Annotated in this window: 13 protein-coding genes; 6 read left to right on the top strand and 7 right to left on the bottom strand. The window is 74.1% G+C overall.

Going from position 1 to position 12358, the window contains the following annotated elements:
- Nucleotides 1-90 precede the first annotated feature (90 nt).
- The 4 genes from ABTY20_RS23845 to ABTY20_RS23860 all read right to left on the bottom strand — a co-directional run bounded on the left by ABTY20_RS23845 (nucleotide 91) and on the right by ABTY20_RS23860 (nucleotide 4015).
- The gene (locus ABTY20_RS23845; RefSeq protein WP_351999099.1) at nucleotides 91-684 is read right to left on the bottom strand and encodes a DedA family protein; all 594 of its coding nucleotides are present in this window, start codon (nucleotides 682-684) and stop codon (nucleotides 91-93) included.
- A gap of 258 nt (nucleotides 685-942) precedes the next feature.
- Complete coding sequence (locus ABTY20_RS23850; RefSeq protein ID WP_351999065.1) at nucleotides 943-1395, bottom strand: DoxX family protein; 453 nt, start codon at nucleotides 1393-1395, stop codon at nucleotides 943-945.
- Between the two features lie 249 nt (nucleotides 1396-1644).
- On the bottom strand, nucleotides 1645-3291 hold the full coding sequence (locus ABTY20_RS23855) for an alkaline phosphatase D family protein (RefSeq protein ID WP_351999066.1): 1647 nt from the start codon (nucleotides 3289-3291) through the stop codon (nucleotides 1645-1647).
- A 79-nt stretch (nucleotides 3292-3370) separates the two neighbouring features.
- Entirely contained in the window at nucleotides 3371-4015 is a 645-nt protein-coding gene (locus ABTY20_RS23860; protein WP_351999067.1) for an HNH endonuclease family protein, read from the bottom strand.
- A 404-nt stretch (nucleotides 4016-4419) separates the two neighbouring features.
- Here ABTY20_RS23860 and ABTY20_RS23865 point away from each other — a divergent pair, with 404 nt between their 5' ends.
- Together ABTY20_RS23865 and ABTY20_RS23870 are read left to right on the top strand one after the other, a co-directional pair.
- Nucleotides 4420-5001 (top strand): TMEM165/GDT1 family protein, encoded by a 582-nt coding sequence (locus ABTY20_RS23865; RefSeq protein WP_351999068.1) that lies wholly within the window; start codon nucleotides 4420-4422, stop codon nucleotides 4999-5001.
- Nucleotides 5002-5202: 201 nt separating this feature from the next.
- Complete coding sequence (locus ABTY20_RS23870; RefSeq protein WP_351999069.1) at nucleotides 5203-5865, top strand: HAD-IA family hydrolase; 663 nt, start codon at nucleotides 5203-5205, stop codon at nucleotides 5863-5865.
- A 79-nt stretch (nucleotides 5866-5944) separates the two neighbouring features.
- Here ABTY20_RS23870 and ABTY20_RS23875 read toward each other — a convergent pair whose 3' ends face one another.
- Nucleotides 5945-7054 carry a peptidoglycan-binding protein gene (locus tag ABTY20_RS23875; RefSeq protein WP_351999070.1) on the bottom strand — a complete coding sequence of 370 codons (1110 nt, stop codon included), beginning with the start codon at nucleotides 7052-7054 and terminating at the stop codon, nucleotides 5945-5947.
- A 161-nt stretch (nucleotides 7055-7215) separates the two neighbouring features.
- Between ABTY20_RS23875 and ABTY20_RS23880 the strand changes: the two genes are divergently transcribed.
- From ABTY20_RS23880 to ABTY20_RS23890, 3 genes are all read left to right on the top strand, one after another.
- On the top strand, nucleotides 7216-9306 hold the full coding sequence (locus ABTY20_RS23880) for an MDR family MFS transporter (RefSeq protein WP_351999071.1): 2091 nt from the start codon (nucleotides 7216-7218) through the stop codon (nucleotides 9304-9306).
- A 121-nt stretch (nucleotides 9307-9427) separates the two neighbouring features.
- A complete protein-coding gene (locus tag ABTY20_RS23885) occupies nucleotides 9428-10099 on the top strand; it encodes a hypothetical protein (RefSeq protein ID WP_351999072.1) in 672 nt (223 codons plus the stop codon).
- Between the two features lie 3 nt (nucleotides 10100-10102).
- Nucleotides 10103-10741: a hypothetical protein gene (locus ABTY20_RS23890; RefSeq protein WP_351999073.1), complete on the top strand. Its 639-nt coding sequence runs from the start codon at nucleotides 10103-10105 to the stop codon at nucleotides 10739-10741.
- Here the strand turns inward: ABTY20_RS23890 and ABTY20_RS23895 are convergent.
- Nucleotides 10730-11158, bottom strand: coding sequence for a DnaJ family domain-containing protein (locus ABTY20_RS23895; RefSeq protein WP_351999074.1), 429 nt, complete (start codon nucleotides 11156-11158; stop codon nucleotides 10730-10732). The genes ABTY20_RS23890 and ABTY20_RS23895 overlap by 12 nt on opposite strands.
- 100 nt (nucleotides 11159-11258) lie before the next feature.
- On the opposite strand from ABTY20_RS23895, the gene ABTY20_RS23900 reads away from it, so the two are divergent.
- Nucleotides 11259-11651: an FHA domain-containing protein gene (locus tag ABTY20_RS23900; protein ID WP_351999075.1), complete on the top strand. Its 393-nt coding sequence runs from the start codon at nucleotides 11259-11261 to the stop codon at nucleotides 11649-11651.
- A gap of 16 nt (nucleotides 11652-11667) precedes the next feature.
- Here ABTY20_RS23900 and ABTY20_RS23905 read toward each other — a convergent pair whose 3' ends face one another.
- Entirely contained in the window at nucleotides 11668-12345 is a 678-nt protein-coding gene (locus tag ABTY20_RS23905) for an O-methyltransferase (protein WP_351999076.1), read from the bottom strand.
- Between the last annotated feature and the right edge of the window lie 13 nt (nucleotides 12346-12358).

The following is a 12358-nucleotide window of genomic DNA, read 5'->3' on the forward strand; positions in this document are numbered from 1 at the left end:
GCGGCACCCCGCGCGCGCCGGGCGGGACGACCGCCCCCGGGCCGGGCCGGCCACCCCGGCTTCCGTGCGCAGTCCCGGGGTCCGCGGGGCCTACGAAGCCTCCGAGGGCCGCGGTCGTGGCCGCCGCATCAGGTACCCCGCGCCCGCCCCCGCCGCGAACAGCGCGCCCACCGACACCGCCGTCGCCAGCCAGCTCGCGCCCAGCCAGTGGGCGCCGAAGTACCCGAGGGCCACGCTGTACGCGGCCCAGGACAGCCCCGCCAGGGCGGACCAGGGCAGGAAGTCGCGGACGCGGTGGCGCGCGGCGCCGGCGCCGAGGGAGACCACCGAGCGCCCGGCCGGCGCGAAGCGGGCGAGGACGACCAGCGCGCCGCCGCCCCGGGCGAGCGCCGCGCCGAGGCGTTCCTGCGCGCTGCTCAGCCGTCGGGAACGGGCGATCGCCCTGTCCAGCCGGGCGCCGCCGCGCCAGGCGAGGCGGTAGGCCACCAGGTCGCCCAGGACGGAGGCGGTGGCGGCGCACAGCGTCAGCACCAGGATGTCGGGCACGTCGGCCGCCGTGCCCGCGGCCGCCGCCGTGGCCGCGGTGATCACCAGGACCCCGCTGGGCAGGACCGGGAGGAACACGTCGAGCAGGACCGAGAGGGTCACCACCGCATAGATCCACGGGCTGCCGACCAGCGACATCAGACTCTCCACCCGAACTCCCCGTGTATCCCCCGTGGGCCGTACCGTGCCGCGCTGTCGCGCGGGAGCGGCAGGAGTGGCAGGAGTGACCGATGACAGCCATACAGCGTACGCCCGACGGGTGACGGAGGGGTCACGGGGGGTTCGCGTGTTCGGCGCCCGGCGTTCCCCCCTCCTTCCCCCGCGTGAAGAGGAAGGGTGTCCTCCCCCTCGTACGAGGGGGAGGACACCCGTGCGGCCCGGGGCCGGGGAGGACGGTCAGGCCGCCACCGGGGTCCGCTCCGCCTTCCGTTCGCCGTTCGCCGACGAGCGCCTGGCGAGGAGGCGGTCCAGGCCGAAGGCCCCGGAGCCGGTGAACACCAGCAGGAACATGGCCCAGCAGAACAGCGCCGCCTTCTCGCCGTTGTTCTCTATCGGCCACAGGGCTTGGGGCTGGTGGACCGTGAAGTACGCGTAGGCCATCGAGCCGGACGAGACGAAGGCGGCGGCGCGGGTGCCGAGGCCGAGCACGATCAGGGTGCCGCCGACGAGTTGGATCAGGCCCGCGTACCAATCGGGCCAGACGCCGATCCCGACGGTGCCGCCGTTGCCGTCCTCGCCCCCGAGCAGGCCGAGCAGGGAAACGGCGCCGCGGCAGGCGAAGAGCAGTCCGACGACGATGCGGAACATGCCCAGGACGTACGGCTGGGCGCTGTTGAGGCGTCCGCTCATGTGGGGGTCTCCTTCGGTCGAGCCGGCCCCCGGACGGGGCCGGTCCGGGGGGCGGAACCGAGTCGACCTCTCACGCTAGGCGTCCCTCATTAATACTTGCAAGTTCAACATTTAGCCGTGAATCCGTCCCCTCCGCCCGCTTCCGCGCACCCGCTCCCGCCGGTCAGCGCGGCGTCCGCCCCGCCGTCATGACCCACGGCGTGACCGAATACGCACCATGGTCCACAGGTGGCTCACAGGTTTCCCGGCTCACCGGCTGAGCCGGGTCTCCGCCGTGCTCCTGAGCCGGACTCCGGCCGCCTCCCGCTGCGCGTGCTCCAGCCGCAGCACCGCCGAACGCCCCCGGGTCGTCAGCGTCATGAGCTGGTTGCCGAACCAGGGCCCGCCCGTCTTGCGCCAGGTGACCGGCGGCGGGGCGAGACGGCCGTGCCGCGCGAACGCGCGGCCGAGGAGCCGGGCGGCGCCGCCCCAGCCCACGCGGAAGCCGAGCCTCATCGACATCGGGATGGAGTTGTGCACGGGCGAGCAGGTCAGCTGCACCACCCGGGAGTCCGGACCGGTGCCGTCCGGCCAGCTCGGCTCGGCGACGTAGGCGTGGTGGACGTCTCCGGAGAGCACGCACACCGTCGCCGGCGCCCCCGGTCCCGTACCGGTCTCGGCGATCAGCTCCGCCAGCTCGCCGAACGACTCCGGGAAGGCCGCCCAGTGCTCCAGGTCCGCCGCGCGCCGCAGCCGCTCCCCGAGCCACGCCCAGCGGGCGCCCTTGTCGCCCCGGCACAGCACGGAGCTCCAGGCCTCGACGTCGTGCACCAGGTGGGGCAGCAGCCAGGGCAGGGACGTGCCGATGAGGAGGTGGTCGTAGGAGCCGCGCCCGTCGAGGACCTGGGCGCGCAGCCAGTCGGCCTCGGTCCGGTCGATCATGGAGCGTCGGCCCTCCTCCAGGACGCGGGCCGCGCGGCTGTCCACCATCACCAGGCGCACCCGGCCGAAGTCGCGCCGGTAGCTCCAGCGCACGGCGGTCGCGTCCGCCTCGGCGCGGGAGGCGAAGGCGCGCAGCGCCTCGGTGCCGTCGTCGGCCGCCCGGACGGACGCGTACAGCGGGTCGGCCTCGACCTCGGCGGGGGAGAGGTTGCCCAGGTGCTGGTACACCCAGTACGACATCAGGCCGCTGAGGATCCGCTCCCGCCACCACGACGTCTCCCGCATGTCGGCGACCCAGGAGGCGGAGGTGTTCCAGTCGTCGATCACGTCGTGGTCGTCGAAGATCATGCAGGTGGGCACGGTGGACAGCAGCCAGCGCACCTGCGGGTCGAGCCAGGACTCGTAGTAGAGGTGGGTGTACTCCTCGTAGTCCGCCACCTGGCCGCCCGGGGGCTCGTCCAGGTCGCGGCGGGCGGCGAGCCACTCGCGCGTGGCGTCGGAGGTCTCGTCGGCGTACACCTGGTCGCCGAGGAGCAGCAGGACGTCGGGGCGTTCGCCGTCCGGGTCGGCGGCGACGCGCTGCGCCAGGGCGTCCAGGGCGTCGGGGCCGACCGGGTCGGGCTCCCCGGTGGGCGGGGACGCCCAGCGGCAGGAGCCGAACGAGACGCGCACGCGGCCGTCCGGGCCCGGGGTGGGGATGACGGACGGCGGGAGCGACGGGAACGGGGCCTCGGCCGGCGGCCACACCCGGGCGTCGCCCACGAAGACCTCGTACGGGGTGGCCGTCCCCGGCGTGAGGCCGGTGACGGGCACGAGGGCGTAGTGGTGGCCCGCGATCCGGAAGGTCCCGGCCCTCCCGCCGCTCCCGTCCGCACAGCGCACCTCCACGGTGCCCGGGCCGTCGGTCTCGACCCAGAGGGTGGCCGACGAGCCGTCGATGTACCTGAGCAGTGGTCCGAGCAGCAGTCCGGCCATGGTGACCCCTTCCTCCGTCGCCCCGTACGGTACGCAGCGACGGAGGCCACCGGGGAGATTTGTGCACCCGGCGATTTGCTCAGCAGCTCGCCAGGTGGTTCTGCAGGGCGGACTTCTCGGCGGAGTCGACCGAGAGGCCGTAGTAGTACTTCACCTGGACCCAGGCGCGGACGTAGGTGCAGCGGTAGGCCGTGCGCGACGGCATCCAGGTGGCCGGGTCCTGGTCGCCCTTGGCCTGGTTGACGTTGTCCGTGACGGCGAGGAGCTGCGGGCGGGTCAGGTCGTTGGCGAAGGCCTGGCGCCGCGAGGTGGACCAGGAGCCGGCGCCGGAGTCCCAGGCCTCGGCGAGCGGGACGAGGTGGTCGATGTCGACGTCGGAGGCGGCGGACCAGGTGGCGCCGTCGTACGGGGAGTACCAGCTGCCGCTGGTGGCGGCGCAGGAGGAGTCGGTGACGACGCCCGAGCCGTCGCGCTTGAGGACGCTCTCGCGGGTGTTGCAGGAGCCGGACTGCGTGATCCAGTGCGGGAAGAGGTCGCGGTTGTAGCCGGTGCGGTTCTCGGTGGCGACCGTGAGGGCGGCGAGGTAGCCGCGGGCGGTGGCGGCGCTGACCGGGGTGGGCAGGGCGGCGGAGGCGGCCGGCCCGTTGAACAGGCCGGCGGAGGCTATGAGGCCGGTGAACGCCGCGACCGCGCCGAGTCGTCGACGCGCGTAGAACTTCGACATGCGAACTCCCTCGTGGGGTGGGGTCACCGGTGTGCGGGCAGGGGAAGGCTCGCCGCGCCGCGTTGCCGGAAGGGGTGGATCGGGTAAGAAACTAATGATGCGTTCATGACACGTCTATGGTTCGCGTGTGAAGTTTCCGCGTACGACGGCCGGCGCGGGCCTCGCGTACCATGGACGGCGCAGAAGGGGAGTAGCTCTTCGCCGGACCGTCGACATACTGCTCAGCACGCCTGAGCCGGCGCCCGGAGGCGGGTTCCGCGACGCGGGACCGGCCAGCGAGACCTTCGGCAAGCAGTGCACGCCCGTGCCGTACGGTACGGGTGCCTCGTGTGCTGCCGTGCCGAGGTGTCCCGTGGAATCGCACAGCACTCTCGGTGGGGCGGCCCCGACCGATTGAGGAACCGTTGATCAGCCTGACCGTGACGGCCGTCGTCTTCGGCGTCGTCTTCCTCGCCGAACTCCCGGACAAGACCGCGCTCGCCGGCCTCGTCCTCGGCACCCGCTACCGCGCCTCCTACGTCTTCGCCGGTGTCGCCGCCGCCTTCGCGCTGCACGTCGCGCTCGCGGTGGCGGCGGGCAGCGTGCTCACGCTGCTGCCGCAGCAGATCGTGCACGCGATCACCGGCGTGCTCTTCCTGGGCGGTGCCGCGGTGCTGCTGATGAGGAAGGGCGAGGACGAGGAGGAGGTCCGCAAGCCGGAGAACCAGTCCTTCTGGAAGGTCTCCGGAGCCGGATTCATGCTGATCCTGGTCGCCGAGTTCGGTGATCTGACGCAGATCATGACGGCCAACCTCGCCGCCCGCTACGACGACCCGCTCTCCGTCGGCCTGGGCGCGGTGCTCGCGCTGTGGTCGGTGGCCGGGCTCGGCATCGTCGGCGGGAAGGCGCTGATGAAGCGGGTGCCGCTCGAGCTGATCACGAAGATCGCGGCACTGCTGATGCTGGGTCTGGGCGTGTGGAGCCTGTGGGAGGCGGTCGCCGGATGACGTCCCGCCGCGCGGTCCCGCGCGGCGACGGCGGGCCGAAGCGTCGGTGAACGTCCGGCGAAGGCGGTGGCGGGATGCCGGGTTTGTTTTGTACCGTGGATGAACAAAGTGGCTCCCGCCCGTTCTCCCTGACCGGCGGGCGGGGTCACTCTGTCCCCGGGCCCCACTCGAAGGCCCCTCCCGCGCGCCTTGGAGCTGCCGATGACGGCCACCGCCGTACTCACCGCCCGTGCCCTCCTGCTGGACATGGACGGCACCCTCGTCAACTCGGACGCCTCCGTCGAACGCGTCTGGCGGCGCTGGGCCGACCGGAACGGGCTCGACGGCGACGAGGTCATGAAGGTCGTGCACGGCCGCCAGGGGTACGCCTCGATGGCCCTCCTGCTGCCCCACCGCCCGATGGAGCAGAACCACGCGGACAACGCCCGCATGCTGGCCGAGGAGACCGCGGACACCGACGGCGTCGTCGAGGTGCCGGGCGCCCGCGCGTTCCTCGCCTCCCTGAAGGGGCTGCCGCACGCGCTCGTGACCTCCGCCGACGTCGCCCTGTCCACGGCGCGGATGGCCGCCGCCGGCCTCGAGCTGCCCGCGGTGCGGGTGACGGCGGAGTCCGTCGGCGCGAGCAAGCCCGACCCCGAGGGCTTCCTGAAGGGCGCGGCGGAGCTGGGCGTCGACCCGGCCGACTGCGTGGTCTTCGAGGACTCGGGCGCGGGCATCGCCGCGGGCCGCGCGGCCGGGATGCGGGTCGTGGGCATCGGCCCCCGGGCCGGGTTCCACCACCCGGACGTGGTCGTGCGCGACCTGACCCGGGTCCGCGTGGAGGCCGCGGCCGACGGCGCGCTCCGGCTCCACGTCACGGAGTAGCCGCAGCCCCCGGCCCGCTCCTTCGACGCCGCGCGGCGCGGGAACGCGGGCGCGCGGCGCGGCGCCCGCGGCGCGCGGGCTACGGCTCCCGGGTCTCCGTCTCCAGGCGGGCCCGCGTCTGCGGGCCGTACACGCTCAGCTCGGACTGGAGGCCCCGGGACCACTGGTAGTTGCGCAGGGCGTCCTCCACGCGGCGGTTGAACTGGCCGTTGACCTCGTCGTTGTAGAGGTACAGCTGGTGCAGGCGCTGCTGGAGTTCGACGACTTCCGCGCCGCGGTCGCCGCGGCGCAGCACCGGGCCGGCGACGGCGCCCTCCCCGTCGTCGGCCTCCTCCGTGTCCTCGGCGGAGCCGGCCGGCGCCGTGGTCGTCGGCGTCGAGGACGGTTCGGCGGACCGTGACGGGCTCGCCGAGGCGGTGGACGCCGACGGCGACGGCGAGGCCGAGGTGCTTTCGCTCGTGGACGGCGAGGCCGACGGGGAGGCCGACGACGAGGGCGGGGCGGAGGACGCGCCGGCCGTCGGCTCAGCGGAGGACGCGGCGGACGACGGGTCCGGGACGCCCGCCCGGACCTCCCGCGGCGCGGCGCCGTCCCGGGACGGCGTCTCGTAGGAGAACACTCCGCTCGCCCACCCCGCCGCACCCACCACGACGACCACGGCCCCGGCGGCCGCGAACAGCGTCCCGCGGCGGCGCCGGCGCGGCCGCTCCCCGTCGGCACCGGCCGGACCGGGCGCCGCCGGGGTGTCGGGGACGGCCGCGAGGGGCTGCGTGGAGTCGAACAGGCGCAGATCGGTGTCGTTCGGCCGGGCCGCCCCGGGCGCCAGCGGCGTCGGGAGGACGGTCGTCGCCTCCGCCGCGCCGGGCGCCTCCTCCGGCGGAACGGCGCGCAACGGCATCGTCGCGTCCGGGGCCTCGGGGGCGACGGGCCCGTCCGGCCCGTGCGCGGGCGTCCGGGCCGCACCGGCGGCCTCCGCGGGCCCGCTCGAGGTGCTCCGCCCGCTCTCGCCGTCCAGCTCGACGTACGGCCGTATGCGCAGCGGGTCGAAGTCCTCCGCGGCGGCGGCCTGCGCCGTGCGGGCGTCGCGCAGGGCGTCGGACGCACGCAGGGTGCAGGCGCACGACGGCGTGTTGTCGCTGTTCCTGGGCGCACCGCACTCCGGGCACGGGTGTCCGTTCGGCTGTTCCACGTGTTCGTCCCTCCCCTCGCGAACTCCAGAGATTATGCAGATCCTCTTCACAGCCGGGTCCGCGCGCCCCCGGAATGCGGACTTCCGGCAGGACTCAACAGGCCATAACGGGTCACACCGATCACGATGGAGGGGGAAACCGGGATTCTGTGGAGGTCTTCATGGCCGGGGACGCGCACCGCACGGCGCCGAAGGCGAGCAACGCCGGGTCCGCACCCGGCGCCGGGCCGCCGATCCGCGGCACCGGCGGCCCGGAACGCGTGTCCGGGAACGTCATGGTCTCGATCGGCGCCCTGCTGCTCGGACTGCTGCTCGCCGCCCTCGACCAGACCATCGTGGCCACCGCGCTGCCCACCATCGTCAGCGACCTGGGCGGCCTGGAGCACCTGTCCTGGGTGGTCACCGCGTACCTGCTGGCCTCGACCGCCGCGACCCCGCTGTGGGGCAAGCTCGGCGACCAGTACGGGCGCAAGAGGCTCTTCCAGACCGCCATCGTGATCTTCCTCGTCGGCTCCGCGCTGTGCGGCGCGGCGCAGGACATGCCCCAGCTGATCGGGTTCCGCGCCCTCCAGGGCCTGGGCGGCGGCGGGCTGATCGTGCTGTCCATGGCGATCGTCGGCGACCTCGTGCCGCCCCGCGAACGCGGCCGCTACCAGGGCCTGTTCGGCGCGGTGTTCGGGGCGACGAGCGTGCTCGGACCCCTGCTCGGCGGACTGTTCACCGAGCATCTGAGCTGGCGCTGGGTGTTCTACGTCAACCTCCCCGTGGGCGCCGTCGCGCTCGCCGTGATCGCGGCGGTGCTGCACATCCCGCGCCGCCGGACCCGGCACCTCATCGACTACCTCGGCACCTTCCTCATCGCCTCCGTCGCCACCTGCCTGGTCCTCGTCGCCTCCCTCGGCGGCACCACCTGGGGCTGGTCCTCGCCGCAGATCATCGGCCTCGCGGTGCTCGGCGCGCTCCTCGCCGCGGCCTTCGTGCGGGTGGAGCGGCGGGCCGCCGAACCGGTGCTGCCGCTGAAGCTGTTCCGGGTGCGCACCTTCACGCTCTCCGCCGTGATCAGCTTCATCATCGGCTTCGCCATGTTCGGCGCGATGACCTACCTGCCGACCTTCCTCCAGGTGGTCCAGGGCGTCACCCCGACCATGTCCGGCGTGCACATGCTGCCGATGGTGGCCGGCATGCTGCTGTCCTCCACCGGCTCCGGGCAGATCGTCAGCCGCACCGGCCGCTGGAAGGTCTTCCCGATCGCCGGCACCGCCGTCACCACCCTCGGACTGCTGCTGCTCCACCGGCTCGACACGCACAGCTCCACCGCCGAGATGAGCGCGTGCTTCTTCGTCTTCGGCTTCGGGCTCGGCCTGGTGATGCAGGTCCTGGTGCTGATCGTGCAGAACGCCGTCCCCTACGAGGACCTCGGCGTCGCCACCTCCGGCGCGACCTTCTTCCGCTCCATCGGCGCCTCGTTCGGCGTCGCCATCTTCGGCACGGTCTTCGCGAACCGGCTCGGCGCCGAACTCACCGCCGCCTTCCGCGGCTCCCGGCTCCCGCCCGGCGTCTCCCCCGACACCCTGGAGGCCGACCCGCGCGGCATCGCCGCCCTGCCGCCGGCCCTGCGCCCGCCCGCGCTCGACGCGTACGCCACCGCCATCACCGACGTCTTCCTGTACGCCGTGCCCGTCGCCGTCCTCGGCTTCGCGCTGGCCTGGTTCCTCAAGGAGGACCGGCTGCGCGCCTCGGTCACCGCGCCCGACGTCACCGAGACGCTGGCCAGCAACCCCGTGGAGCGGTCCTCGTACGACGAGGTGTGCCGCGCGCTGTCGGTGCTCGGCACCCGTGAGGGGCGCCGCGAGATCTACCGGAGGATCACCGACCGCGCGGGCTACGACCTGCTGCCCGCCACGAGCTGGCTGCTGCTGCGCATCAGGAAGCACGGCTCGGTGGAACCGGCCCGCCTCGCCGAACGCAGCCCCGTCCCGCTGAACGTCGTCCTCGAGGCCGCCCGGCAGGCCGAGATCCGGCACCTCGCCGTGCGCCGGGGCGTCGACATGGTGCTCACCGACGAGGGGCGCGAGGTGACGGAGCGGCTGGCGCGGGCCCGTGAGGAGTCGCTGGCCGAACTGCTCGGCGACTGGTGGGGGCCGGACCGCCCGACCGACCTCGTGGGGCTGGTGCACGAGCTGAACGACGAGCTGTGCGGCTCCCGCGGCGAACGCCCGCACGACGAGCGGCCGGTGGCGCGGACCGGCTGAGCGGACGGGCCGTGCCGCACGGTGACGGCCGGGAACTGTTTGTGCGCGGACCTCCGGGCAACACGAAGGGCGAACCGGCTCGCGAGGAGTGCCGGTCCGGCCGAAAACCCGGAAGGCATCCATGTCCACTGGCTTGATCATTGCGTTGATCGTGATTGTCGCGATCGTTGCCGTCGTCGCGGCCGTGCTGACCCTGCGCGCCCGCGACCCGCGGCACGGCACCGGCCTGAAGCGGCGCTTCGGACCCGAGTACGACCGTGCCGTCGCCCGGCACGACGGGGACACCAAGGCCGCCGAGCGGGAGCTCGCCGAGCGCGTGGAGCGCCACGGCGACCTGCGCGTACGGCCGCTGGAACCCGTCGAGCGGGAGAGGTACGAGGCGCGCTGGACGGCCGTCCAGGAGCGGTTCGTCGACGCGCCGCACGACGCGGTCGCCGAGGCGGACCGGCTGATCGCCGAACTCGCCGCCGCCCGGGGCTTCCCCGCCGACGGCCACTACGAGGACCAGCTCGCCGCGCTGTCCGTGCACCACGCCCACCACGTCGAGGGCTACCGGCGCGTGCACCGGGTGGTGCAGGCCCGCGCGAACGGCGCGCACGACGGCGGTGCGGGCACCGAGGAGATGCGCGAGGCCCTCGTCGGTGCCCGCGCGCTGTTCGAGGAACTGGTCCGGCCGTCCCGGCACGAGGCCGGACGGCGTGGCGCCGCGGAGGGCGGCCGTACGTCCCCGGCCGCGGGCCGCGGCCACCACGCGCCGTCGTTGTTCCACCGGCACCAGGCGAAGGAGAGCTGACCGATGACCGACGTGACCCGACGCACCGGCGACGTCCCGCCCGTCGAGGAACACCGCACCACCCCCGGCGTCCGCGACGACGCCCCGGACCCGGGCACCCGCGGTCCCGGCACCCGCGAGGGGACCGGCCGCACCGCCCCGGCCCCCGGCGCGGGGAGCCCGCCGCCCGCCGCGCACCCGCAGCCCGGCGGCACCACCCCCGCCGGCACCGGCACCGGCACTGGCACCGGCATCGGCACGCACCACGACGGCGACCGGTCCTCCACCGGCACCGGTACCGGCACGCACCACGGGGCCGACCGGGTCCCCACCGGCACCGGCACGCACCACGACGGCGACCGGTCCTCCCCCGTCCGCCTCCTCCGGCTCGACGACACCGACAAGCTCACGGCGCGGTTGCAGCACGCCGTGGCCGGCTTCGTCGACGCGCCGCGGGACGCCGTACGGGAGGCCGACCTCGCCCTGCAGGAGCTCACCGAGCGCTTCACGGAGGCGGTGACCGAGCGGCGCCGCACCCTGCGCAGGTCCTGGCAGACCGACGGCGCCGACGGGGGCGGGGCCGAGACGGCCACCGACACCGAGCAGCTGCGGCTCGCCCTGCGGGACTACCGCGAGCTGGCGGAACGGCTGCTACACGCCTGAGCCGTCCGACCCGCCGGCCGCCCGGCGCTCCCGCCACTGCCGTACGACGTCCTCGACGTCGTACGGCTTCTTGCCCAGCGGGGGGCCGGGCGGCGGCTTGAACATCATGTCGCTGATCCTCGCGTTGATCTCCGTGAGGATCTTCCGCGCGATCCGCTCCGAGGGCGCCGAGAGGGCCGCCTCCAGCGCGTCCTCGGCCTCCTTGCGCAGGGCCAGCGTCGGCGGCAGCACCGAGAACCCCTCACGGGCCATCTTCCGCTTGACCCACCACAGCTCGTCGTAGGTGGTCTCGACCTCGCGGGGGAGCGGTCTGCCCGCTCCCGCCAGCTGCTCGAACTCGCCGCGGGCCGCGGCATCACGGATCTGTTTGTCGACCCAGGACTCGAAGCCGACGCCGGGTGGCTTTCGCTCGGTCATGAGGCCATTGTGCCGGACGCCGCGCAGCCGGGCGTTTTATCATTCGGCGGCAGCGGGACGGGCCTCACCGGTCCGCCAGGACGTCTCAGGAGGAGCCCACGTGCTCGAACTCACCATGGCCGCGGTGTCCGCGGCGGAAGCGGGCGCCACGGCCGGCATGCTCATGGCCGACGCGCCCAGCGAGCCGGGCACCGTGCTGCGGGTGGGCCGGGACACGTCCCTGTGCCGGCTCTCGACGCCGGACGACTGGCTGTTCGTCTCGCGGGTCCACCTGGAGTTCCAGTGCGCGCCGGACGGCACCTGGCGGCTGACCTGGCTGCGCGGCTCCCTGCCGGAGCCGTCCTCCGAGGTGCGGCTGACCGTCGGCGAACACGTCCGGCCGGTCGCCTACGGCGGCACCGTGGAGCTGCCCCGGGGCGGCAGCGGCGAGGTCGTCATCCAGGACCGCGCCGCCCCGCGCAGCGTCAACGTGGGCTTCTACCACGAGGTCTGAGGCACGCGGCCGGGGATCACGCCAGCACGCGCGCCAGTGCGAAGCCGTCGTAGCCCTTGGCGCCGACGGTCTGGAGCGCCGTGCCGCTCAGCCGGGGGTGGCCGCCGATCAGGTCGAGGGCGGCGCGGGTGCCCAGCACGTCCGGACCGGTGTCGTCCGGGTCGGCCACCCGGCCGCCGCGCACCACGTTGTCGAGGACGATCAGGCTGCCCGCGCCGGTCAGCCTGAGCGCCCACTCCACGTAGTGCGGGTTGTTCGCCTTGTCGGCGTCGATGAAGACCAGGTCGAACGGCGGCGGGTTCTCGTCCGCCAGCCGGGGCAGCGACTCCAGCGCCGCGCCCACCCGCACCTCGACCTGCCGGTGGAGTCCCGCGCGGGCGATGTTGCGGACGGCGACCTCGGCGTGCCCGGGGTCGTACTCCAGGGAGACCAGCCGCCCGTCGGCCGGGAGGGCGCGGCCCAGCCAGATGGTGCTGTAGCCGCCGAGCGTGCCGATCTCCAGGATGTTCCTGGCTCCCTGCAGCTGGGCGAGGAGCTGCAGCAGCTTGCCCTGCAGCGGCGAGACGGCGATCGGCGGGAGGCCGGCGGCGTCGCTGTCGCGCAGGGCGGCGGCCAGGGCGTCGTCGGGGGCGTCGGGCAGGAGGCGGCCGGTGAAGTAGTCGTCCACCTCGTGCCACAGCCGCGGCTCGCTCATGCGCTGCACCTTC

This window comes from Streptomyces sp. NPDC126497, from assembly GCF_040302425.1.
Classification (GTDB): Bacteria; Actinomycetota; Actinomycetes; order Streptomycetales; family Streptomycetaceae; genus Streptomyces.